19 protein-coding genes are annotated in these 24,125 nt (G+C 45.3%); 3 read left to right on the forward strand and 16 right to left on the reverse strand.

All coding sequences use genetic code 11. The annotated features are described in order from the left end of the window. Positions 1 to 268: 268 nt before the first annotated feature. From G3352_RS01300 to G3352_RS01335, 8 genes are all read right to left on the reverse strand, one after another. Positions 269 to 2,104, reverse strand: coding sequence for a UbiD family decarboxylase (locus tag G3352_RS01300; RefSeq protein ID WP_163753121.1), 1,836 nt, complete (start codon positions 2,102 to 2,104; stop codon positions 269 to 271). A 279-nt stretch (positions 2,105 to 2,383) separates the two neighbouring features. Then, positions 2,384 to 3,721, reverse strand: a complete 1,338-nt coding sequence (locus G3352_RS01305) for a sensor histidine kinase (protein ID WP_205524649.1) — start codon at positions 3,719 to 3,721, stop codon at positions 2,384 to 2,386. After that, on the reverse strand, positions 3,718 to 4,386 hold the full coding sequence (locus G3352_RS01310; RefSeq protein ID WP_163753124.1) for a response regulator transcription factor: 669 nt from the start codon (positions 4,384 to 4,386) through the stop codon (positions 3,718 to 3,720). The genes G3352_RS01305 and G3352_RS01310 overlap by 4 nt, the downstream gene beginning before the upstream one ends. A 44-nt stretch (positions 4,387 to 4,430) precedes the next feature. Then, entirely contained in the window at positions 4,431 to 6,395 is a 1,965-nt protein-coding gene (locus tag G3352_RS01315) for an ABC transporter ATP-binding protein/permease (RefSeq protein ID WP_163753126.1), read from the reverse strand. Between the two features lie 170 nt (positions 6,396 to 6,565). Next, positions 6,566 to 7,858 carry an amidohydrolase gene (locus tag G3352_RS01320; RefSeq protein WP_163753128.1) on the reverse strand — a complete coding sequence of 431 codons (1,293 nt, stop codon included), beginning with the start codon at positions 7,856 to 7,858 and terminating at the stop codon, positions 6,566 to 6,568. Between the two features lie 80 nt (positions 7,859 to 7,938). Next, positions 7,939 to 8,232: a hypothetical protein gene (locus G3352_RS01325; RefSeq protein ID WP_076291026.1), complete on the reverse strand. Its 294-nt coding sequence runs from the start codon at positions 8,230 to 8,232 to the stop codon at positions 7,939 to 7,941. An 88-nt stretch (positions 8,233 to 8,320) separates the two neighbouring features. Beyond that, positions 8,321 to 9,418 (reverse strand): saccharopine dehydrogenase family protein, encoded by a 1,098-nt coding sequence (locus G3352_RS01330; RefSeq protein WP_163753130.1) that lies wholly within the window; start codon positions 9,416 to 9,418, stop codon positions 8,321 to 8,323. Beyond that, complete coding sequence (locus G3352_RS01335) at positions 9,402 to 10,109, reverse strand: class I SAM-dependent methyltransferase (RefSeq protein WP_163753132.1); 708 nt, start codon at positions 10,107 to 10,109, stop codon at positions 9,402 to 9,404. Before G3352_RS01335 ends, G3352_RS01330 begins: the two co-directional genes overlap by 17 nt. 130 nt (positions 10,110 to 10,239) lie before the next feature. On the opposite strand from G3352_RS01335, the gene G3352_RS01340 reads away from it, so the two are divergent. Continuing rightward, a complete protein-coding gene (locus tag G3352_RS01340) occupies positions 10,240 to 11,355 on the forward strand; it encodes a helix-turn-helix transcriptional regulator (protein WP_163753134.1) in 1,116 nt (371 codons plus the stop codon). Positions 11,356 to 11,499: 144 nt separating this feature from the next. Here G3352_RS01340 and yidC read toward each other — a convergent pair whose 3' ends face one another. The 3 genes from yidC to G3352_RS01355 all read right to left on the reverse strand — a co-directional run bounded on the left by yidC (position 11,500) and on the right by G3352_RS01355 (position 14,392). Beyond that, a complete protein-coding gene (gene yidC, locus G3352_RS01345) occupies positions 11,500 to 12,366 on the reverse strand; it encodes a membrane protein insertase YidC (RefSeq protein WP_163753136.1) in 867 nt (288 codons plus the stop codon). Beyond that, the gene (locus G3352_RS01350) at positions 12,303 to 12,653 is read right to left on the reverse strand and encodes a hypothetical protein (RefSeq protein WP_175382604.1); all 351 of its coding nucleotides are present in this window, start codon (positions 12,651 to 12,653) and stop codon (positions 12,303 to 12,305) included. The genes yidC and G3352_RS01350 overlap by 64 nt, the downstream gene beginning before the upstream one ends. A 92-nt stretch (positions 12,654 to 12,745) precedes the next feature. After that, positions 12,746 to 14,392 (reverse strand): DUF4153 domain-containing protein, encoded by a 1,647-nt coding sequence (locus G3352_RS01355; protein WP_163753138.1) that lies wholly within the window; start codon positions 14,390 to 14,392, stop codon positions 12,746 to 12,748. A gap of 133 nt (positions 14,393 to 14,525) precedes the next feature. Here G3352_RS01355 and G3352_RS01360 point away from each other — a divergent pair, with 133 nt between their 5' ends. Further along, positions 14,526 to 16,295 (forward strand): ABC transporter substrate-binding protein, encoded by a 1,770-nt coding sequence (locus G3352_RS01360; protein ID WP_163753140.1) that lies wholly within the window; start codon positions 14,526 to 14,528, stop codon positions 16,293 to 16,295. A 61-nt stretch (positions 16,296 to 16,356) separates the two neighbouring features. Here the strand turns inward: G3352_RS01360 and G3352_RS01365 are convergent, their stop codons facing one another. Both G3352_RS01365 and G3352_RS01370 read right to left on the reverse strand, forming a co-directional pair. After that, complete coding sequence (locus G3352_RS01365) at positions 16,357 to 17,709, reverse strand: FtsW/RodA/SpoVE family cell cycle protein (protein WP_163753141.1); 1,353 nt, start codon at positions 17,707 to 17,709, stop codon at positions 16,357 to 16,359. Next, positions 17,706 to 18,041, reverse strand: a complete 336-nt coding sequence (locus G3352_RS01370) for a PadR family transcriptional regulator (RefSeq protein ID WP_024631897.1) — start codon at positions 18,039 to 18,041, stop codon at positions 17,706 to 17,708. Before G3352_RS01370 ends, G3352_RS01365 begins: the two co-directional genes overlap by 4 nt. 295 nt (positions 18,042 to 18,336) lie before the next feature. Between G3352_RS01370 and G3352_RS01375 the strand changes: the two genes are divergently transcribed. Continuing rightward, entirely contained in the window at positions 18,337 to 18,921 is a 585-nt protein-coding gene (locus G3352_RS01375) for a P-loop nucleotide/nucleoside kinase family protein (protein WP_163753143.1), read from the forward strand. Between the two features lie 180 nt (positions 18,922 to 19,101). On the opposite strand, the gene G3352_RS01380 is transcribed toward G3352_RS01375, so the two are convergent. The 3 genes from G3352_RS01380 to G3352_RS01390 form a co-directional block, all read right to left on the reverse strand. Beyond that, the gene (locus G3352_RS01380) at positions 19,102 to 21,252 is read right to left on the reverse strand and encodes a cytoplasmic protein (RefSeq protein WP_163753145.1); all 2,151 of its coding nucleotides are present in this window, start codon (positions 21,250 to 21,252) and stop codon (positions 19,102 to 19,104) included. 310 nt (positions 21,253 to 21,562) lie between these two features. Beyond that, positions 21,563 to 22,528 carry a sugar phosphate isomerase/epimerase family protein gene (locus G3352_RS01385; protein WP_163753147.1) on the reverse strand — a complete coding sequence of 322 codons (966 nt, stop codon included), beginning with the start codon at positions 22,526 to 22,528 and terminating at the stop codon, positions 21,563 to 21,565. Between the two features lie 179 nt (positions 22,529 to 22,707). Further along, positions 22,708 to 23,907 carry an ROK family transcriptional regulator gene (locus tag G3352_RS01390; protein WP_163753149.1) on the reverse strand — a complete coding sequence of 400 codons (1,200 nt, stop codon included), beginning with the start codon at positions 23,905 to 23,907 and terminating at the stop codon, positions 22,708 to 22,710. Positions 23,908 to 24,125 lie beyond the last annotated feature (218 nt).

The raw sequence follows: 24,125 nt of genomic DNA on the forward strand, positions 1-24,125 counted from the left end.
CCCCCTGAACAATCATTTATAGTCAACAGCACCCGTTAGATCGGGTCCCAAAAATCCCTATACTACTTTATATCGATAAATACATTCTTTTTCTCCATAGTCCAAACGACCTTAATCGTAAAAGGAAATACGAACGTATAAGACTTTATTCTCAGTCCCATTTTCAAAAAAGTCCCGGTTTGAATTTGTATTTAAATATCTGGCATCTTGTTTTACACATATATAACCAAAAAGCCCAAAAAAATCTTTGGGCTTTTATTGAATTCAACTATATTTTGATCGAGCTTAGACTCGCACCCTGTACGAAAAAGCGTTCAATGCCTTTCTCAACAGATGGGTCCGGTATTAACGGTGGCGCCTGATGCGGCTTCACTCTGGCATCGATAATGATCTGATCACAGCCCCAATGTTTATAGTTGTAACTGCTGTTCACACCGTACATATCATGGGACGGATTACTGCGGGTAAATGTCGCCCACAAGAAGTTGCTGAGATTCGCACTCAGGAAGGAACTATCGTCACATAAAACAATCATTGGACAAGAAGACAGATCTCCTTTTTCCTTCAGCATGTCCGTAAATGCCTTCATTTCTTGTTCTGTATCCGCATAACTGGTGAAAGGCTCACCCTGCATGGCTACAATTCCTGGCATCACGAGCTGCGGATTGCTATACCCCCGGATATCCTTCAATGTCTCCGGTCCTTCACGGCACAATTCCCGTTTCTTGTCCCCATAGGCTGCAAATACAACCTTACTACCGCTGTTCAACCCAGTTCCAGAGTAATCCAGCGTATCGATCGTTGTATTGGTATGGAAATGAATGTCCCGTTGCAGATCCATTCGTTCCAGGATGTACGTCAGGAACTCCACTTCCCGGTGCGTATCCAGCGGTTGCTGATCTTCTGCTGTGATAAACAAATACTTCGCCAGACTGAGCTGGCCTGTACCCAGAATACGACTCGCAATCGTAAGCAGCTCTGTTGGCTGTTTTACCGACTGATAGGGCGTATAACGCTCACTTCCGATCGCGAACAGAAGCGGATGCACTCCTGCTGCGTCGACTGCATGGACTTCTTTAACGCCCGGAATCTCCTGTTTAATGGCATCACCCGTAATTTCGTGAATCAGATCCCCAAATGCAGTATCTTCTTGCGGAGGACGACCCACCACGGTAAATGGCCAGATCGCATTCGGCTTGGCGTACACTTTATGCACTCTCATTAGCGGGAACGGATGGGTCAGACTGTAATATCCGAGATGATCACCAAACGGCCCTTCAGGCTTCGTCTCGTCCGGGTAAATATCACCCGTGATGACAAAATCGGCGTCATTGCTGATGCAATACCCATCCTTATAGCTGTAACGGAAACGACGGCCGGCAAGTAGCCCCGCGAAAGTCATCTCACTGAGGCCTTCAGGCAAAGGCATCACGGCAGAAAGTGTATGTGCCGGCGGACCTCCGATGAATATACTCACTTTCAGAGGTTCTCCCTTTTTAACTGCTTTGGCCTGATGAATACCAATTCCGCGATGGATCTGATAATGAAGTCCAATTTCCTTATTCAGTTCATAATCATTACCACTTAGCTGTACCCGGTACATGCCCAGATTGGAGTTCATGATGCCTGGCTTGTCCGGGTCCTCCGAATAGACTTGAGGCAGTGTAACGAATGCTCCACCATCCATGGGCCAATGTTTGATCAACGGCAGATCCGAAATCTGAATCTCTTGCGCAGTTACAGGCAAACTGATGGACTTCTGCTTAGGGAGAGCCTGCCAAGCGGCAAGACCTGTGCTGATATGCTGAAATGGCGTCTTGAGTGCCTTCATTGGATCATCCCGGACAGCCATAACACGTTGTACACCTTCAAGCGTTCCACGGAACATGAATTTGCTTCGTTCCAGTGTACCGAACAGGTTCGAAACAGCCTGGAACTTCGAGCCTTTCACATTTTCGAAAAGCAGAGCTGGGCCTTTCGCCTCATGCACTTTCATATGTATCGCTGCCATCTCCAAATGAGGGTCCACTTCTTCCTTCACTCGAATCAAATGTCCATGCTGCTCCAGATCATTAATGCAATCTTCCATATTGCGATATTTCATTGGATGGCTCCATTCTTTATATAATAAATTGTTATGTTCATATATTCACATAGATGTGCAGGGGTAGCGGATAGAATAAAACGTTGAATCTACTTCACTCTCGTCACACTACTAATGGAATGATGCTCGCATCTCTTCTATCTTATCAAATCATCTGCCACTAAACAAAACAATATATTAAATCTCTTACGCAGCCCTCACCAAAGAGCAATATTCAGGCAATAGGAGTCCTGTATTCATAAGGACCACGATTGCTTAAATATTGCTAATTGAGCTTACTTAAGATGCAGTTGAAGGTCTGGGGATCGTAACCGTAAACTGCGTTCCTTCTCCAACCCTGCTGTCCACATCAATTGTACAATCATGCAATTTTAAAATTTTAATCACGATGGAAAGCCCCAATCCATTGCCTCTAAGTGCACTGCTTCGTGCTTTGTCAACCATATAAAATCGATCGAAAATATACGGAAGGTCTTCCTCCGGTATTCCTTGTCCTGAATCTCTAATGGATACCTTCACAGATGACGTGGACATCTCGATTGCGACGTGAATGACCCCATCGGGACTTGTATATTTTATCGCATTGTTGATTAAATTCTGCCAGACCTGCTCAAACAGATCTTTATCGACGGTAATTTCGCAAGGCAATAAATCCAAGTCAATCCTGATATTTTTGTTCGCCCACTGGGGCTCTGCTAATACGATCGTTCTTCTTAATTGTTCATCTAATTGAAAGGTGGTGAGATTAAACGGATGGTGCTCTGAATCCAGCGAGGCTAACCGAAGTAAATTATCACTTAGCCTGGAAAGGCGTAATGTTTCCTCATATATGATATCCAGATGCTCTTTCTGCTCTTCCAATGGGATGACACCATCTTGAAGCGCTCTTGTGAATCCTCTAATCGATGTTAATGGGGACTGCATTTCATGAGAGACGTTACTGACAAAATCATCACGCACCGAGTCTATTTTTTGCAACTCACGGGCCATATGATTAAAACTCTCCATCAGCTCACCAAACTCATCTGGATTGTTATGTTTCAACCGGACAGACAGATCGCCTGATGCCATTTTCTTAGCTGCAGCAGTTAGCCTTTTGATCGGTTTCACAATGTACCCAGACATGAACATGATTAATAAGCTTCCTATGACTAAGACAGTTAATAGCGATATAAATAATGTACGTTTCACATTATGAAAAATCGATGAAAAATTAATTTTGATCAGAAGCGCATCTTTCTCTTCATTCATCCTGGGAACACCGACAATCGCTGTTTCATCTTTATTGGATAGAATGAACGCTTCCCTGGTATTGTCATCGAATAATTCATGAACTTTATCATCTGGTAAGGAAGCAAGCACTTCACTTTGTTCATTCACGGAGTGTATGTCCAAGCCGTATCGCGCAAAGATATTCAAACTTGTCTTCACTTTTTCCGGATCATCAATCAGATTTATCATCGTAGCGATATCTTCAGCAATCGTGACCATGGAATGATTCGGTGTGTTTTCCTGAGACCGTATATTTAAAATAAAGGAGAGAATTAAACTAACGATCACTATACCAAAAAAAGTAACTACGATTCGTAGACGCAGGCTTTTCCTCACGATCTTCATACACTCTCCAAACGATATCCAAGTCCTCTAATCGTAGAAATGATCAGCTCGGGGATCGGTTCCAGCCGTTCTCTTAACCTTTTGATATGCACATCAACGGTACGCTCATCACCTTCATAATCGATTCCCCATATATCTTCTATAAGCTGTGTACGTGTGAATATTTGCCCTGGCAAACTCGCCAAAGCAAACAACAATTCACATTCCTTCTTTTTCAATTCAACCGATTGAGCTCCTGCATCCACTGTCAAATTGCTCAGATTAATCGTTGCACCGCCTATATGAATAACATTCGACGAAATCTTGTTGTATCTCTTCATTAAGGATTTCACACGCAAGATTAACTCCACAGGGTCAAAAGGTTTTACTAAATAATCGTCTGACCCTGCATTGAATCCTCTGACTTTATCCTTGGATTCTCCTTTGGCAGTCACCATCAGAATCGGAATATCCATATAAGATCGAATATCTTCGGTCAGTTCAATACCATCTACACGTGGCATCATCACATCTACAATCGCTAAATCAATTTTCGTATGAGACAAGATATTCAGTGCTTCTTGGCCATCCTGCGCTTCCACAACGGAAAACTGATTAGTTTCAAGGTATATTCGAATCAATTTGCGGATATGGGAATCATCATCAACCACAAGAATCGTGTTCATTTATGCATTATCCTTTCCGCAATTTTCATTCTTCACAACTGTATTTATTCATATCGTAAGGATTCCATCGGGTCCAGCTTGGCAGCTTTGGAAGATGGCATCAAACCAGCGATGATACTAATCACTGTACTTACAATGATTCCGAACAAAATATAATATCCGGATAAATTAATTAGTTTTGCTCCAAAAGCGTTGACCAAAAGGATGTTCAACACGTAACTAATGATGACGGCAAAGACTACCGCAATGATACCACTAAATACTCCCAACAATGCAGATTCGGAAAAGAAGATTCGCTTGATATCCTTCTTTCTGGCTCCAATCGCCCGAAGAATGCCGATTTCCTTCGTCCGTTCCACGACACTAATGTAAAGCACAACCAATATCATAATACCGGATACGATCAACGAAATGCCTGCAATACCAGACAGGACGATCGTGGCCATGTTCACATATGTCGTGATATTTTCCATGATTTTTGCCGTCTGGGAGCCTGAGAAGCCAGCATCAACAGCAGCAGCATTAATATCATTGACATATTTCATATCGGTTGCATAAGCGTTAACCTGAATTGGCCCAATCGTTATTCCATTGTCCGTATACATTTGTTCCAACGTCTGTGGTGAAATGTAACCCGGTGATTGCTGCATTGGTGATCTTTGATCTGACGCTTCATAAATACCTGATATGGTTATTTCTTTCTCCAAAGTTACCGGTTTATTATTGCCATCCATCTCATTGATATATAGAAACACAGACTTGCCGATCATGGATTCAGCTTGGTCATTTCCGCTTAATTTATTCGCCGTATCGAGGGGTAACAACATCTCATTTTCTACCGGAAGCGTACCCGTTGTTAGCGTTGCTGGATCAAAAGCATCCGTTAACGTCGTTAACTGCGTAAGTGCCACACTTTGCTTTGCATTAACCATAGTCGATTTTCCTGTAATGGTAGTGATCGTCATTACATGATCCACATTAGGGAATTTGCGAATGGTCTCAATATCGGCTGCTGTAAAAGGTTCACCCGTTGCCATCAAGGCTTCCGGGCCTTGCATATCTTTGGCTTCTTCACTCGGCTTCGTTATATCCACGAGTAACGGGTCCAAGCTTGAATTGATTTCGTCGTTCATATATGTCGTTATTCCATTACCCAAAGAGAGCATCAGGAGTACGCTTAAAATCCCTATCGACCCACCCAATGCAACCAGTACATTACGCTTGCCGTTGAGTTTCATATTTTTGAGAGCCATTTTGAAAGAAGCCAGTAAGCCCAAGTTTCTGGAAGCACCACGACTGCCTTCATAAGTGGTCAAGGAACGATCTTTTAGATGAATATCATCCTTTATCCGCCCCTCTTCTACCTTCACAATACGTGTACCCGAATCGGCCACTTTCTGCGAGTGAGTTACGGCTATTACCAGCATCCCTTTTTGCGCAATGTTGTCTAGCAAAGCCAGGATTTGATCCCCGTTTTCCTTATCCAAAGCACCTGTTGGTTCATCCGCCAAAATAATGTCTGGATTGTTTGATAATGCACGAGCAATGGAAACCCGTTGCTTCTGTCCACCCGACAGCTGATTGGGTCGTTTATTCAGATGATTCTTCAGCCCGACCTCGGTCAAAATATCTATAGCGCGCTTATTGCGTTCCTTTTCACTTGTGTCCGTCATTTGCATAGCAATCGTAACATTCTCCAGCACAGACAGATGGGGGATCAGATTGAAATTTTGAAACACAAATCCGATATTATTTTTCCGATAATCATCCAATTCCTTCTCCGTCATGGCACTTAAATTCTTACCACGAACAAGGATCTCCCCTTCAAAATCGGAGTCCATTCCACCAATAATATTCATAAGGGTTGACTTTCCGCAACCCGATTCACCAAGGATCGAGACGAATTCTCCTGTCTCAAAGCTCAAATTCACATCGTGGAGCACAGGGACCTTTTCCTTACCATACAGCGTGTATGATTTCTTCACATGTTTAACTTCTAATATAGTCATCTTGATCTCTTCCTCTCCAAGTCATACACCCTATCTATATTGGCCATTTCACATTCTAACAAATTTGTGTGAACTGATAATGAACTGGACAATCTGAGTCTGCCTGGCAAAAGAAATACACCTGCAGCGACTTGAGGTGTGAACCATATCAAGTCACTGCAGGTGTAAAATTAAATCCCTTCAACAATACGCTTCGCCCGAACCTCTACCTGACGGAAAAGTTCTTCCTCATCTATCGTAAGCAGCTGCCTGCCTCTCATCAGCACACGACCATTCACAATGGTGGTATCTACATCAGCGCCATTCACGCTGTATGCAAGCAATGATTCCAACTCGTGAACCGGCTGCAAATGCGGTTTCTTCAGATCAATCAGAATCAGGTCGGCCTTGCGCCCAACTTCCAGCACACCCACTTCATCCTGAAGGTTCAACAGGCCTGCACTACCCCGTGTAGACATGTATAGTACCTCTCTTGCCGACAAGCGGGTAGGGTCACCATAATCCAGCTTTTGCAGCCAGGTTGCAGCCTTGATCTCTTCAAACATATCGATGGTTGTCGCACTTCCTGCCCCGTCGGTTCCAAGACCCACGTTAATTCCCTGTTCAATCATCTCGGTAATAGGGGCAATTCCGCAGCCCAGCTTCAGATTGCTGACCGGATTGTGCGCTACTCCACCACGCATGCCTTTCAATCTGCCAATATCTCTGCGATTCAGGTGTACGCCATGGGCAAGCAGTACATGTGCCTTTTCGAACATACCTGCCTCTTCCAAATACTCCGTTGGCGTCATGCCATAGCGTTCACGAATCTTCACAACTTCCTCTTTCGTCTCAGCCAGATGAATGTGGATAGGCACGTTCTCCTGTTCCGCCATCGCGATGACTTCCCGCAAAGGTTCTACTGGGCAAGTATAGGGAGAATGCGGGCCATACATCGTCGTAATTCGACCCTCAGCCTTACCCGACCAACGCTGCACCAAATCGACCGCTTCCTGTAATCTGCGCCCCCCGTCATCCTCTACGAATACCATGCCGCGTGTAAGCGATGCCCGAATACCGGTTTCCGTTACCGCTTCTGCAATTTCATTCATGTGAATGTACATATCAGCGTAAGCTGTAGTTCCTGAACGGATCATCTCGGCGATGGATAATTGTGCTCCCCAGTATATATCTTCGGGTGTCATCCGGGCTTCTGCAGGCAGCATCTTACGGTCAAGCCAGTCCATCAGCTTCAGATCATCCGAGAATGCTCGTAACAGACTCATCGGTGTATGCTGGTGAGCATTGATCAGGCCCGGCATTGCCAGTTTATGTTGACCATCCATAATGTCATCACCCGGTTGAGCCTGAATATGGGGAGCAATCTCTGTGATACGGTCGCCTACAATGCGAATATCCCCCTTGAAGGGGGAATCGGTGTCTTTCATCGTTAAGATTGTGGCTTGCTGGATTAAAATACTCATTCGTTTCCCAACTCCTCTAGGTTTGGATTGTCTTACTTCCAAATTCGAGGATAAGCCTTCACGTAACGGCAAGGTCAAGATTAAGTTAATTTTTGAGTCGTCATTGTTCTGAAACTTTGGATAAAAGGTTTGGGATCTATGTTGACCATATAAGGATAGACTCCGGTGCTGGTATGTAGATAGAAAAAACCACCTTCATTCCCCATTCTCCGAAAGGACATGTCGAACACTTCCGTAATGTTAAACTCGCGGTATTTCGTTACAATCTTGTCCGAGTACAGGATCATGGACCGATCGCTCTGCAGTACTTCCTGTGCGAGACCCGTCACTTCTCTCTGTACTTTGTAATAAGGCAATACAGCAATGCAGTTCATGATCTCCCTCCGTTCTAGCTTGATTATTGTTCCATCATAGCAGATCGGAGAGCCTGAGCAAAAAAAATGATCCAATCACATATATGATTTACGTAATCTTCGTTGTTACTTTCAATGGAAAACGTAGTGCTTCCTGAATATGCTGCAAGGAAAGGCATTGTTCAATGTGAAAAACACCATGTGGCAGTTCCGTCCGATACATGCGCTCCGCTACTGCCGCCGCAACTGCTGCTGTTGCATCTGCTTCACGCTCGCCAACCAGCAGCTGCTCGACATGGACTTGTTTGCCCGTTTTCCATCCCACTGCATCTACCTTAACTGCAAACATCGGCTCCCCTCCGGGAATAACTCCAAAAGCCTTGACCGTACCATTACGAAGGGAGGGAATACGCAGTAGTGTGAACAGCCCAATACGTTTCGAGATTGCCATGGATCTGGTCATCCAACGGGAATCGAGACATAACCGGGTGGACACCGTCGGAATACGAAGTGTACGAGCAACGACGTGTTGATCCGAAAAGTTAAACCGATACGCTTTCCTGCGGCCCAGGTCTTTCCCAAAATCAATCCATTTACCATCGTGAAAACTTTGCACTTCGACTGGCTTGCCCTTTTTCATGACTTGATAGGTGGCATTCATCTGATCTACAGTCCACTCCACCGCGGCTTTCCCGTGTTTCTCACCCAGTCCCAGCATAACGGTAATGTCCGCTTCGTCTACTTGTTCCATATGGGCACCTGCTTCACGCACAAGCAGATTGGTCACACCAGGCGACAGTCCAACACTAAGCATGGCTGTTGCTTTGGAACGCTGCATTTTGGAATGCAGCTGTTCGACCTGACCCAGAAAGTCATAATTGGCTGAAATATCAATGTAATCTGTCCCTGCTTTCGCACAAGCTTCGACAAATCGGGTATCCGTCTGGTCCACACACATAATCACCAACTTGACCGATTGAAGCACAACAGGATCAATCGCTTTTCGTACATCCAATTGAAGCGGCTGGACTATACCACCCGTAGATCGGCTGAATTCCTCAGCCCGATTCATCCGCGTACCTGCCGCCCATACCTTGCCGGGAAACGAGCGTCCCAGTTGCGTACATATCATTTGCCCCACCTGACCATATCCGCCAACAACCCAAATCTGGTCTTTCACAGACTCTATTTTAGTCTCGTTTCGCATAATATCCCTCCACCCAGAATGCTCCGAAATAACGTGTAATGTGCGAGAATCCGCATTCTCTCATCAGCTCTGTCATTTGTTCAGATGAGATGGGATCCGACTCTCGGCCAAGGGAAGCTGCAAACCGCTCCCATTCTTCAGGCTGAATACCATTACTTAACATGTGATCCTGCCAGGCTTGCATCATGGTTGGATATACAGGCGAATGAAGATCGGCATTCACTGCTGCAATAATGAGTGGCGCCCCAGGCTTGAGTCTGGCCGCTAGATTGGACAGGAACCGTCTTTTGGACTCGATCCCCTGAATAAAATGCAGCATTAGCATGCATGTCGCCCCGTCGTAGACCTCATCTTCCGGTAACGCTTCAAGCGTCATGGATTTAAGTTGCACTCTGGCTTCGATACCCGCTTCCTGGACTCTTCTCTCTGCTAACTGAAGCATCGGCTGGGAAGGATCTACTCCAGTAAACGTCCATCCCGCATGGCGAGAACCAAGCAGAGCTATTTCCTTACCTCCACCGGCTCCGACAATTAGTATTTCAGCCTCGTTGTTATCCGTGATAAAAGCGGCAAGCAGCCGCTCCATCAGATCATGCATATGAGAATAACCCGGAATTTTCAGGGCTATCGATTGTTCGTAACGGTTTTCATCCGCCGTATCCCAGCTCATAGATGGTTGATTGTGGTCCATCGATACTACACTCCTCATGGATTCAAGTTAGACTTGACTCTTCGTTCGTCTAATTTCATTATAAAAGGATACGCAGAGCCTACAATCCCAGAACAATGGGATATCTGCATGAGGAGAGGAGATAGCTTTAATGACATCAAGTATGGAACCGAACCAGCGACTCATTACTTCTCTCGAAAAAGGAACCTGGACCTCGCGTACCTACCGGGAAGCTGTCCTAAAACAAATTCAGAATATCGTTCCCTATGACGCGTATTGCTTCACAACGGTTGATCCACAAACTCTTCTCTCAACGGGTGCCGTGACAGAAGACGGCATTGAAGCCATTCATGATCGGCTGTTCGTTAATGAATACATGGAAGAAGACATACATAAGTATGCTGACCTGATTCGCAGCAGTGAGTATACAGCGATCCTTCATGCATCGATAAGCGGAAACCCAGTATCCAGCGCTCGATATCATAACATCCTTCAACCCGCAGGTTTCGGTGATGAACTTCGGGCTGTACTGGTCAGTGGCGGAGCCTGTTGGGGGTATCTGACCCTATATCGCAAGACGGAACAACCCTTATTCACGGAAGAGGAGCGACTGAGCATTCAGGCCTGGACTCCTTCTATTGCATCGATGTTACGATCCACAAGTCTGACTCTGGTGGACGAGATTAAGAGCGGAAGTCCCACGGACCCAGGTATTATGATCACATCGGACGCTTTCGAGCTGTTATCCGTGAACGCTCCTGCTCAGTATTGGCTATCGCAATTACGTTTACTGGAGCATGTGGGACCAGATGTATTGCCACGCCCAGTCCGGGCAGTCAGTTCGCATTTACAGCGTCAGATTCGTACAGATTCCGACCTGATGGTTGCGCAAGAACCTATCCTTCATTCGCCTTCCAAAGTTTGCATTCAACTCCTGGATGGCCGTTACCTTGTGCTTCATGCCAGCCACATGCAACAGTTTTCAGGTCCGGATCAGATTGCGATCAGGCTTGAACAGGCTATGCCCCAGGACTTACTGCCTTTACTCGCCGAGAGTCATGGGTTGTCCATTCGGGAACGGGAACTATTGGGTTACGTGCTGCGCAGTTATTCTTCCAAAGAAATTGCGGAAGCGATGCATATATCAGCCTACACGGTACAGGATCATTTGAAATCCATTTTTGCCAAAACAGACGTATCCTCCCGCCGTGAGCTAATCTGGTATTTTGTATCCCGTTTCCAGTTGTCTGATGAACCAGCTATTTGAAGGTTATAACCTGGACATACAAAAAGATGCCTTGTCCCATGGGACAAGGCATCTTTGCGCTACATGATGGTGCAGAACATCCGTTATATCAACACATACGTTAAATTTATATAATTCTAGTGCACCATTCTCATGAGTGAAAACTTAGGACTTAGCGGGCTTCGCAGGTTTGATGTTTTTGTTCTTCACCTGCACAGCTACGGTCTCTTGCGGGTGTTCAACCGGATACAATTTGCGGAACAATAACGTCTGCAAGACCAGGAATGAACCGCCGATCGTCCAATACAGCGGCATGGCTGCAGGTGCCGAAAGCGAGAAAAAGGCCATCATCAAAGGAGAGATATATCCCATGATTGCGAATTGTTTTCGCTGTTCCGGCGCCATATTGGCTTGCGAAACCTTGGCTTGGATCAGATAAATTATTGCTACCACGACTGCAAGCACATAGTCAGGCGCTCCTAATTTGAACCACAGAAAGGAGTGAGATGACAACTCCGGCGTAAGCCGAATAGCCGTGTAGATACCTGACAGAATGGGCAACTGAATCAACAGTGGCAAGCATCCAATATTCAGCGGATTGAACTTGTGCTTCTTATACAGTTCCATCGTTTCCTGCGAAAGCTTCTGCTTATCGGCTGGGTCGTTTTTGCCCTCATACTTTTTCTTGAGCGCATCCATCTCCGGCTTCATAGCATTCATGATCACTCGGGTACCTTGCTGAGATTTTGCTTGTCGCATCATCAATGGCAACAACGCAAGACGGATAACGAGGGTAATCACAATAATGGCTACCCCATAACTTCCATTAAATATCGTTGCGATGTGCTGAATGAGATACGACAGCGGAAATACAACATAATGGTTAAAGAACCCTGGTGTTGATGAATTAATCTCTGAGACGTTGTTACTGCATCCAGCCAGTAGCATCACTGCAAAAAGAATTGCAATTAGGCCATAGATCCGTCCCTTGCCAGATGTAAAAGTGAACCCCTTGCTTGTCTTATGTCCCATATATATCCTCCTCGTTGTTTTGTAGAAAGTACATACAACGAGGAATGGCAATCTGGTTCATCTTCATCCGGGGATTCTCTTCGTCTGACGATTCGACTTAAAGCTTCAGGTCTGTGTTGTCCGTCCAAGGACAAGGTTGGCAATCCAGGTTCCAGACCACCTCCGGCCCCACCTTCCATCCAGTACTCTGTAATGCCGCAATGCAGATGGGCAATATAAGCGTAACTGACTGTGAAAATGAGTCCGAGTGAAAATATATACGGTATCAATTCCTGAAGTTCAAACAAGGGATTCACCCCCTTTATAGGTTAGTTTTTATAGTATAACACTTACATATTGATTTTGCATAAATTCATTGTTGGAAAACAGGTAGATGAATTCATTCCATTCTCAATTTGGACAATTCTAGCTTAGCTCTATGTCTTGCCATATTAAAAGAAGTCCATGAACTCTCTGCTTCACCCAAGTCGAAGTTGGCTTGACGATCCAACATTTCCCCTTTCAAATTCGGGTACTCTCTCTGGGCAAATTCCCGCAATAGCGGAACGGCATCTGCAGATAAACTCGCCAAGTAGGATGTATCAATAATGCCTGTCTGATGATATCGTGCAATATTGAGCTCCGCAATCCGTTTATCCATTCCAACATAGTTGACTGTCACATAGGCTGTAAGGGATAGTACAATATACCAGCGGATCAACGGTATGGATGTATAACGGATTCGAAGAGCGGCAATAAGCAGCAGCAGGGCCAGAAAAATCATAAATGCATGTACGAGAAATCGAATGTAGGTATACCCGTAAGCCTGTTCATACAGGTTGAGGCGTATAAACGCCGAGTACAGCATGATTGCGGAACAACCCACCAGGACAAAAAGCAGCACCTGATGCACAACAGAACCTATTTTGCCGCTTGAACGCGTGAACTGAAGGGCGATGATCAGGATGAAAAAATTAATGCCTGTTACCAGTATCAGCTCCACAAATCCACTTCTTGCATACTCCGCATAAGACAAGTCTGACGGAAGATGCCCCTCACCCGCTCCAAAAAGATAAGAAAATTGTACAAGCACAAACAAAACATACACACAGTTGATAACCAGCAGCATCGTGCCCATAATGACAGGGTCCAATCTGAAAGGTACACGAAGAGCTTGAGTAGAATTCGTCTCAGGAGCGAGCTTATTTGCTGGCTGATCCTTTATGATTGAGTTCGAGGAAGGATTCTCTTGTATGGAATTCACGGAAACGTCTTCTCGCTCTTCGATTTCTGAAGCAGCTACAATAGCTTTTTCATTTTTCCAATGTGCATTCTCTCTTTTCTCCGCTTCATATTGCATCGGCTGCACGAATCCCCATACGTAACTGAACAATAAAACGCCCGCAATGAGAATCCAGATCACTCTCGGCAGCCCTGGTGTCAGTGTCAGTTGATTTAACCATTCCGGAAAACCAGATAAATACTGATTAAAAATCCCATCTGCAGAGGAGAGCAGTGCTACGACTACGATGAGGATGGGAACGGATGCTACAAGGCCAATGAATACTTTGAAAGCAACCGTTTTCTGCGTTTTGCCCAAGCCACGTCCTCCTGTTTTCACAATAATGCTTGCGACCGTTCCCCAATGACGGATGGATTGTGGCAGCAAATGGTCCAATGCGGTACCGATCAATCCAATATTCCACCATTGTCTCTGTTTTCTGCCGACTAGATAAGTCATATGTAAGATAATGAGCCCTGGTACGACCAGGAAATTAAGTATACGCAGCGGTTTATTGTCGTATAACAGAAACGTCAGCGCCAGCATCAGTACCACCCCAGCCACAAAAGCATTAATCATGGTCAATGACCGCATGCGGTCTCTGGCAAACAAGAACATAAAGCCATAAAAGAGGATAACAAAGATGAGATAAGAAACACCAGGTTCCTTGCCATAAAACAAATACTGATGAATGATAGCTAACATTAATGCCGATAGTAGCGTAATTAAAGCGCGATTGGGTGAAGCCATTATCTTATCAATCATGGGAAATACCTCCATTAACTTTCTAGGTTTAATTCTAGATGATAAAATAAGAATATAAATAGAAATTAAAAACGATAAAACTTCTTATTTTATTATATTGCATCAGCTACAACCTCCAGGAGGAATCCAAACCTTGAAATTACATCAGCAATATTTGCTGCTCCATTGCCAGTTTGGTCAACTTGTAGAGCATGAAGTAACGCTTTCTGACCTTGCGGAACTGCTCGAGTGTACACACCGTAACACATTAACGATCGTCAAAAAAATGATTGCCCAAGACTGGATACGGTGGGTGTCCCAGCGCGGACGTGGACGGCGTTCTACGCTGACCCTGCTTATTGCGGCTGATCAAATTGCTGCAGAATACATGATGCAGGCCATGAATCGCCGCGAGTTGCAGCAAGCCGCCGAACAGGTTGGTGCTTATTCTAGTTCTACGACATTGCAAGATCATCTAAACCAGTGGCTGCTTGGTTATTCTGGACACCATACGGAAACTGGTAGCCATTATGAGCGAATTGATACGCTCAGGTTACCAATCCGCCAACAACTGCATGCGCTTGATCCTCTTTTTATCAATTTGCTGGCAGAATCTTTTGTTACCAGTCATGTGTTCGACGGGCTGGTCCAACGTAATGAACATGGAGAGATTGTTCCTTGCCTGTCTCATACCTGGGATATCAGTTCAGATCGGAAGACATGGTTCTTTTATTTGCGTAAAGGGATTACTTTTCACAATGGACACCAGCTGACAGCCGCGGATGTAGTGTATACATTTGAACGACTGCAATCCACAGAACGGCGGACATTATACCGCGATGTGAGCAAACAAATTCTATCGCTTGAAGCAATAGATCCCTTGACCGTTTGTTTCAAACTCAAAGCCCCTCACGAATTGTTTTTGCCCTTTCTTTCTACGAGCCGTGCAGCGATTGTTTCACAAGCCACGTACGGGCAACATAAAGATGGAGACAAGGAACCAGATGTACCGAATACCATGCAAAAGCCTATAGGAACCGGGCCTTTCAAGGTTACAACCTGGGATGATCACTTGTGCAGACTTGAAGCTTTTCCGATATATTTTCAAGGCAGAGCCCATCTGGACCGTGTAGATATTCTACAAATCCCGTGGAGTGCTCCTGCACTTTTGGATGAAAAACAAGATATCGAATCTCCTTTCTTCCACCTTGTTCATAATCCATCCTCGTCTGAGGGTAGAGACTGGACACAGATTAGTGCAGGCGTGATGGTACGCAAATTACTCACTTGTAATACACAAAAAACCGGACCGCTAAGCGATCCGGGTGTAAGAGAACATGTTCAGGCATGTATTGCTGAGTTGTATCTGAATGACTTGAATGAAAGTGATCCAGGAGATGCAGATAAAGTGTTGATGAATGCAGAAAAGTTGACTCATTTGTCTCAGCACCCTACTTTTGATCTACCTATCCCCTTGCACATCACAACCATTCCTCAGTATCGGATGGATGCTAGACGTTTAGCATCGTCATTGGAAATGTACGGCTTCACATGTACTGTCCGCATAGGCACGATGGAGCAATTCAAAGGGAACCTGAGACTGGAATCCGATCTGATTCTCTTCTCCCTGATTCGGGACCGGGACGAAGAATTACGCAGATACGATCTTTATCTCACTTTATCCGAGCATCTGGAGGACTCTTTCAAGAAGAGTGTACAACAGATGCTGCAAACCGTTGTTGCTTCACAAATATCCGCAGACCGAACTGCCGAACTGGACCGGATTGAACAATTTTTGGAGCAGCAGAGCCTATTATTCCATTTAACTGAAAAACCTGTGGAGACTGCCTACCTGCCTTCCGTTCGTGGCCTCTCCTTCAACAGCCAGGGATGGGTAAACCTCAGGCACATCTGGTTCCCGTGAATGCTTGTTAAACGAGTATAACAATCCATTTTTTTCAAGATTCGGTAATGATTTTGCATGCTTATGAACTGGTCATTGGGTCGGCATCCACCTTCTGCCGTATTTCTTCATTTCTCTTTGAATGGGTATCCTTCCGACGATAAATACCGAGAAGTAAACCGAGCATGGCATAATCATAAATCAGGTGATTCCCATATCCAATAAAAGGAAAAGAAATACTTAGGATTGGAACCTTACCGGTGGTCATCGCCAACGAATAGATGATTTGCAATGCAAACATGGCGGTGATACTGACAATAATCATTCGACTGAAATCATCCCGAATGCGTGGTAGTATCTTCATCATACTGGCAACATACCAGACGACACCCACCAATAACAGTATCCCGGCTGACCAGCCAAACACATCAATGAGCAGCACACCTGGGTAATTATAATAACTCGTTTTAAACATGTCGAACGTTGTATCAATCCCATTTCCCCACCAGCCGGCTGATCGAATAATTTCAATAATGGAATAATTGCTATATCCACTCCCGTGAGGGTCATCCTGAAGATTCAAAACGACAGAGAGCCTCTCCAGGCGGCCGTACTGATCTGCAAAAAACAATAACAATACAAAAATGCTTCCTGTTACAACAGCACCTATGACTGTATAAAGCCATTTTTTCGTGAGCCAGCCAAATAAAATAATGCACATTGTGCCAAACAGAAACATGCGAACCCAGTCCGACATTTGAAACAGTAGCACTAACGGTAACGCTACCATTGCAATGTAGGTCAATATGGATTGCATATTACAATTGGAACGAAGCTTGTCCAGCATAATTGTGCCAATGGCAAGTGGTACTACCCACATTGAAACCGTCGTCACATCTAGCACAAAGCCGAATGGTAACGTCCAAAATCTATTTATACCATTGTAAGTTGAAGATAACGCTGGATTGATCCACAGCATGGCATTAAGTAGAATATAGATCCACCAGGCCGCTCTTTTCAACTTTCGATAATCAAAGTAAATAAAGAACAACATAAATATAAAACCCATAACGGTGTATATTACATGATTGCTATATAACTCCTTATATATTTTTACTGTAACATTGGTTGTAAAAATCCACATTAACAACAGGCTAACTGTAGCCAATCCAATTATTCCAACTAACAGCCCCCAATGCATACGATGACGATGCAATCTGTGCATACTTTTGCCCACCACTGCGGGATCACCCATCTGCTCAATGGCGTATGCAGCTGCCTCTTCCTGGCTAAGTCCCTCTTGCTCCTTGTCCAACATCATTTCTTCCATGTGGTTGCCAAGCTCATCACGCAGATCAGTATGTACTTCACGTGCCTTAACCTGACTACACAGTTGATCAAGATAATGTTTAATCTTCTCATGTCGATCCGTCATGTTAAGCCTCCCTCTCCAAGCACCCGATCCACGGCACCGCGGAATAAAAGCCACTCGGCTTTTTTATGCTGTAACGCCTCCACACCCTTGTCACAAATGGAATAATATTTACGTTTCCTACCTTCAACCTCCATCCAGTAAGACTCCACCCATCCCTCAAGCTCCATCGCGTGCAGAATGGGATATAACGTACCTTCCTTCAAATTAAACACACCCTCGGATTGACGATGGAGTTCCTTGATCAATTCATAACCGTAAAGCGGCTGTTCCTTCAATAACGTAAGAATCAATGTCTCCGTGCTGCCTTTAATCATTTGTTTGTTTACTTGCAAAGCTGTCACTCCCTTTTGTTCATGCTTCCACGTCCAATAACAACAACCACTTTTACCACACTTTTTAAAACTTCAAATGAACCTAATAAAACCACTTGGATATACATCGGAAATCTATGCATAGTAAAACTAGGTATAATATTACCTGATCCTTCCTTTTCTGTCTAGCTATTAATTGAAGGCGTTTATGATAAAATAAACAAGTCATTTCACACCCGAGGTGCCATTATGAATCTCTTATTCTTACTCGCATTCTACATATTCTTTCTATCATTATGAGGAGGCAATTCAAACCATGAGCAAACTGATTTTTTTTCTTGGCGGGGCCGGGAGCGGCAAAACAACCCTTGCTAAAGCCCTCTCGCGTAAACATAAAGCTGCTTTTTTGGATATGGATATCCTGCTGCGTCCTGCTGCTGAAGCCATAATGACCCTGCAGGGACTCGATCCATCCGATCGGGATTCACCGGAATATAAACGGCTGTGCCGTGATTTGGGATACCGTATTACGATGGATGCAGCACTAGACAATGTGCAATTGGGTATCGATACGGTTGTTGTAGGACCCTTTACCAAAGAAATCGGAACTCCGGACTGGATCGAGCAGGAACTCGCACAGATTGGACGTTCCCTGGATGATACAGATGTACGTGTGGCCTGTATTTATCTTGCAAATGAAGCGTTGTATCGAGAGCGGATTACAGCCAGACAATCGCCGCTGGATGAGTGGAAGCTGGAGAACTGGGATGCCTTCACAGCTTCACTTACCCGTAAACAAGTGGCTTGGCCGTTGCCCTCCTCAGCCGTGGCTTATATTGATAATTCAAATGAGAGCCTTGATATCGCTTTTGCTGAAGTTGAACAACGAATGTACGAATAAAATGTGAAATGGAATGGAATGGAATGACCTTAACTTCTCCATTCTCTTTCATGCTACCTATAGGCTCAGAAATATATAATCCACACTCAAAAGGGGTACTTGTCATGGTGACCCGCGCAGGTCCAACGTGACAAATACCCCTTTTACAATGATCTATGACCAAACATCCGACCCTCATCGTTACAAAAACTGCTCCACAATATACTCCTGCTCCAGAGGTGTAATCACGGTGCGCTCCACGGGTGGGCCTTCTGTCAGATACTCTGCCACTTCAGCCACACGATTCGACTCAAGTTCCGCCGTAAATACGAGATTGGCCATCCCTAATGTCTCAACTAATGTTCCCCGCGCTTTAGCGTGAAGCATGAATAAAGTATATAAATCCGATCGTTTCAACTCCGTCATTGCCCGGGAGATCAAAGCCAAATCGGCTATGTTGTCCCCCACCGGAGGATGCGCTTTAGGCTGTCTCTTTAAGCCAAGGTCGCACCACAAAATGCGCCGCTCCTGTACATCAATAATGGCTGGAATACAATTACGGGAATCTGCCGTCAGATCGATTCGCTCCTGCACCGTTGAAGGTTCGAACATTTCATCCGACTGTGGCGCCTGACGCATCATCCAGCCAGCATAACACTCCGGCAAATCCTTGATAGCATTATCCCTGAATGCGTTAACCATGATTACAATATAACGTGCGCCTAACCTAGAAAGGGACGGCAAATGCAGATCCATATACTTCGCCGCTCCATCCGGTACAGTCACCATATACCCGCTATTTGCAGCTACATTTTCATTCGATTGCAGAGGGGTACGGGATGTTTCGTCCATATAACGCCAATCCTCATCATACAGTACAGCCGACAGATCGGTATCCACACGTTCGATTCGCTCCTCACCGCCCAAGCATTCTCTCCACGACAGAAAAAAACGAACGGTATCTCCTGTGGGTAACGATATCCATGACGCACGCGATAGAGCTCGAAGAGATTCGCTTGCCCGGCGTTTTCCCGATGGAACTGAAAACTCTTGAAGTCTTTCATCAATGTATACATTACCCAGTGGTGGAAGTACCGCAAATCGTTTCAACAGTGTATACTCTACCGCCGATATCACCGCATGCACATCCTCAACGTTGAGGGGCGGCAGCGGCTGAGTGGAGACATACAAATTTGCCGTGTTGCCTTGGGGGAAAAAGCTCCTCCTGACCTGAAACTGTGTCCGTGTGCCGAAATGGGCCAACACTCCTAGCAGCGCCCTTGTCGATACTTTCTCTTCCACAGTTTCCATTTTGCCGATAACTTGTTGTACCGGAACACCGGAACGTATCATTCGGTCCAGCTGACCGACCATCTCTCCCGGACGTTCCGCGAGCGTCTCCACAATAAGCTCGTTATCCTTCTGTTCAAATGCCCGCTCCACTCTGCCATAAAAGGTAAGCGGGTGTTCGCCACGTCGCAACTGGTCCAGCGCTGCTACTGCCTCTGGATAACGGTGACGATATTCACCCGGATGCAGTCGCTCGGCCAATCTCTGCCAGCTTCCTTTATATCGAAACAAATCTTCCAACGGGTCCGAAGCACTTTCCAATAAAGCAAATATTACCCGTCGTTCAGATCGGGTAAATGAACGGAAGCGGGTATTCTCCTTCAAACTGACATCTCCATCGGAACACGCCACCGCCAGCCGCAATATATCTGTTGCCGTGCGCAAATGCCGCTGGAATTGCTCCACCGAAGCACGCCCCGCCTTTAATAAAGCAGCACAATAAACGGCGGCATTTTCCCTCACAGGTATTTGCCCTGCCTCTGGCTCAAATCCGGACCAGCCTTCGTACTTTGTTGTAAACCAGATCAACTGCTCTTTTGCAACTGGCGATAACGCTGATTTCGCTGTAAGCAGGTTCATTCCCACTTGGTAAAAATCTGCTTCACTGCCGAGATGAATCACACGCAGTCGCAACTTGTTCAGAAGGAATATGCGCTGCTCCTGTTCAAAAGACTGCTGTCTCCAGGAATGCATCAAAGCATTTAAATAAAATTTACTTTCCTGAATATTCATTTTTCGCTTAGGAAATTTCGGATAGACGAGGATTTCCTTTAAATTGATTCCTTTCATCTTTCGAAGCTCTTCCATCAATTGCTCAAACCAGAAAACGAATCTATCACGTTCCCAGGTATTCAGCACATCTATCAGTTTCGTCGAAAACGTATATCCCAGCGATTCCAAATTTCTCAGTGCAGTCGCCAATATACGCACAGGCAGCTTGCCCTTGCGCTCTGCAATGATCACTTTCAAATTCCTGCTGAAATAGATTGAGAATAAGTCCATCACTTGTACTCTCCCACATGACGATAATATATTCAGCATTGGTATACTTGGCCTAGCTCGTGGCGGTTCTTCATATGTATAATTCAGTCCAAAAAACTAAAAAAATCAGGGAAGCGGCACCCCTAATACCATTGTAAGAGTTCAGAAGGAAGGGATACCATAGCCTGATTAATGCATATTATATCTTATAATTGCAGATTAGAGAATATCACATCGAAAAGAGTGCGGCAGAATACCACTTCACCTGAAAGATAAAGTTATTCTGACCGCTCTCTTTACATTTATTTTTCGCCGCTATTCACTTGCCAGATTATCCGTGCTGACGTGCCGCTTGACGTCCGGCGATACGAGCTGTAATTAACCGGTGACTCTCATCAATCTCTTCCGGTGTGCAGGCTGCTTTCAACTCATATACTTTGACCGGAGAACGATCAATGATATCTAGGAATGAATCAAAAAACGCCATGTCCTTACTATGGATATATGGACACCAATGATCCGACAAGCCTACCGTCTCATGGATATGGACCCCGACGACATGGTCGATCAATTCATTTGCTTCGCGTACATTATCATAGAGCCCCATTCGGTCCATCATCATACCGTGACCAATATCGTACCATAAGCCGAGTGGAGCCCCTTTCATACCGCGGATGAGTGCGCCCGCTTCCTGCAGCGTCGGCATCTGGTAACAGCGTGATCGAGTCTCAATGCCGAAATTCACTCCGTATCCGCGCTGTTCAGACAACTCACACACTTCTTCCAGACTCTCCTGAATCCGCTTCAGGTAATGTGCGCTACTCGCCTCACGCTTCTCCAGCATCTCTTGCCACAATGATTGATAGTCCGAGGAGTCCGGACCTTGATCATGATATATCTTTTTCAATGCTTCATCAATGTTATATTCAAACGGCACCTCACCTGGATGCACGACGACTGCCTTCGCACCATACCGGTGTGCATACTCGGCTGAACGGAGCAGCAGTTCAATGGCCCGCTTACGACGAGGCTCATCGTCGAAACCGAGCAGAACCGAATCCGTCCCATAATCGGGATCAGCTACATGTGGGAACGTGTTGTGCACACTGGATATGCCGATCTCCCCCCGCTCAATCATCGGTTCAATTGTTTGCAACAATTCGTCCGTAACGTTATAGTTCAGCTCCACCTGTCTGAACCCTAGGGATTTGATCTCCTCAATCATGCCCTGACCCGTAGTGTGACGTTTGATGTTCCAGCAAGTTGAAAATGAATATTCCTTTTTGTCGGTAAACATAGCTTTGTCCTCCTATATGCAATGTTCAACCCGTTCAATGTCTGATGAATCTTCTCTATTTTTAAATCAGCCTAGCTGATGTTTAATTCAAATCTCATTTTGTCCGCGTTAACGGTTAAGCCAATTTCGATCTCGTCCCATCCATCCAACTTACCTTTATAATTATTGAAGTAACGCCCTTATTCCAATGACTCTTGCTGAAGATTCAACATCGTTTGTTGTAACGCCACCTGCACTGCTCCAGTGACTACAGCCCGCTCGCCAAGCTCTGAACAGATCAGTGCAGGCTTCGCCGGGAATTGATCAGATACGATCTGTCTGAGATGCGGCAATAACACATCCCCATTTCCCCCAATGCCTCCGCCAAGTACAATGAGATGGGGAGCAAGAACGACGCAAATATGCCGCAGAGCCGAAGCAATCATTTGGCTGTATTGTTTCAGAATCTGCACAGCCTGCGTTTCTCCACTTCGCGCAGCTTCGAACAGTTTCTCAGGAGTCAGGTATTCACAAAGAGCTTCTATACCAGAATCAGGATCCTCAAGTAGACTGGCATCCAACTGACGCTTGGCCAGTTCCATCAGACCATCAGCCGATAGGACATCCTCCAATCGATGGCCCTCTTCCAACAACATCTCCGCGAGCTCGCCTGTCAACCCGCCCATACCTCGAAGCAATTGCCCGTTCACCATGATGCCTGCGCCCGTTCCAGTACCGATGGAGAAAAAAACAAACAGATTGGAATCTTCTGCTGCAGCTCCCCTCCTGTACTCCCCCAGTGCAGCCAGGTTTACATCGTTCTCCAGAATCACTTCACACGGGAAGGCCCCCGACAATGATTCAAGCGAGAGCAACTTTTCCAATCCCTCTAAAGGGGCAACGATTCGATCAATATCTCCAGAGTCCGGCAGTACAACGCCAGGAATGCCAAAACCAACACATCGAATCTGATCCCAATTCAATTGATTCTCCGACAGTAAGTCATCCATATGGCTTCGAAGAACATCAAGGGTTGCCGTCTCTGCTCGATTACCACTTTGGACCGATAACGTTGGATACGTTCTGTACTCCATAATCTCACCATTCAGATCAGAGAGTGCGATCCGAATTCGGGTTGCCCCAATATCGATGCCACAGACATAATAAGCTGATTCGTTGAATTGAATGAGTGTTGCTTTACGACCCTGAGCATTATCGGCTCTACCGGTTTCCAGCACCAAGTTTCGTTCAATGAGATGTTCAATTGCTGACGACACCGTAGGTTTGCTGAGTCCGGTCTGACGACTGATATCTGCCCTGGACATCGCACCAGTTGCGATCAGCGCATCCATAATCAAATTCTCGTTCAGATTGCGGATATATTGCGGTGAGCCAGCCATTTTATCGCCTCCTTTTATAGTTAGTTAAGTTTCTTAACGAATTAAATTCAATATATCATCGGGCTTGATACGTGTACAGCTTTTTGTCAGTATCGGATGATATGATTTCAAAATCAAGGCTCATCGTGATCATTTAATTTCGACTTTACACCATATAAATCAAAAAAAGCCGCAGTGATAAACACCGCAGCTCCTTACTTCCTTATATATACGTTTTA

Origin of the sequence: Paenibacillus sp. ALJ109b, from assembly GCF_010747435.1 — a bacterium.
GTDB classification, from domain to species: Bacteria; Bacillota; Bacilli; order Paenibacillales; family Paenibacillaceae; genus Paenibacillus; species Paenibacillus taichungensis.

Excerpts from the sequence above, each read along its gene's own strand:
- G3352_RS01340 (WP_163753134.1), top strand. The coding sequence starts at position 10,240 with ATGACATCAAGTATGGAACCGAACCAGCGACTCATTACTTCTCTCGAA.
- G3352_RS01335 (WP_163753132.1), bottom strand. The coding sequence starts at position 10,109 with ATGGACCACAATCAACCATCTATGAGCTGGGATACGGCGGATGAAAAC.
- yidC (WP_163753136.1), bottom strand. The coding sequence starts at position 12,366 with ATGGGACATAAGACAAGCAAGGGGTTCACTTTTACATCTGGCAAGGGA.
- G3352_RS01310 (WP_163753124.1), bottom strand. The coding sequence starts at position 4,386 with ATGAACACGATTCTTGTGGTTGATGATGATTCCCATATCCGCAAATTG.
- G3352_RS01385 (WP_163753147.1), bottom strand. The coding sequence starts at position 22,528 with ATGTTTACCGACAAAAAGGAATATTCATTTTCAACTTGCTGGAACATC.
- G3352_RS01305 (WP_205524649.1), bottom strand. The coding sequence starts at position 3,721 with ATGAAGATCGTGAGGAAAAGCCTGCGTCTACGAATCGTAGTTACTTTT.
- G3352_RS01390 (WP_163753149.1), bottom strand. The coding sequence starts at position 23,907 with ATGGCTGGCTCACCGCAATATATCCGCAATCTGAACGAGAATTTGATT.
- G3352_RS01365 (WP_163753141.1), bottom strand. The coding sequence starts at position 17,709 with ATGACGGATCGACATGAGAAGATTAAACATTATCTTGATCAACTGTGT.
- G3352_RS01375 (WP_163753143.1), top strand. The coding sequence starts at position 18,337 with ATGAGCAAACTGATTTTTTTTCTTGGCGGGGCCGGGAGCGGCAAAACA.
- G3352_RS01330 (WP_163753130.1), bottom strand. The coding sequence starts at position 9,418 with ATGCGAAACGAGACTAAAATAGAGTCTGTGAAAGACCAGATTTGGGTT.
- G3352_RS01300 (WP_163753121.1), bottom strand. The coding sequence starts at position 2,104 with ATGAAATATCGCAATATGGAAGATTGCATTAATGATCTGGAGCAGCAT.
- G3352_RS01355 (WP_163753138.1), bottom strand. The coding sequence starts at position 14,392 with ATGATTGATAAGATAATGGCTTCACCCAATCGCGCTTTAATTACGCTA.
- G3352_RS01380 (WP_163753145.1), bottom strand. The coding sequence starts at position 21,252 with ATGGACTTATTCTCAATCTATTTCAGCAGGAATTTGAAAGTGATCATT.
- G3352_RS01325 (WP_076291026.1), bottom strand. The coding sequence starts at position 8,232 with ATGAACTGCATTGCTGTATTGCCTTATTACAAAGTACAGAGAGAAGTG.
- G3352_RS01320 (WP_163753128.1), bottom strand. The coding sequence starts at position 7,858 with ATGAGTATTTTAATCCAGCAAGCCACAATCTTAACGATGAAAGACACC.
- G3352_RS01315 (WP_163753126.1), bottom strand. The coding sequence starts at position 6,395 with ATGACTATATTAGAAGTTAAACATGTGAAGAAATCATACACGCTGTAT.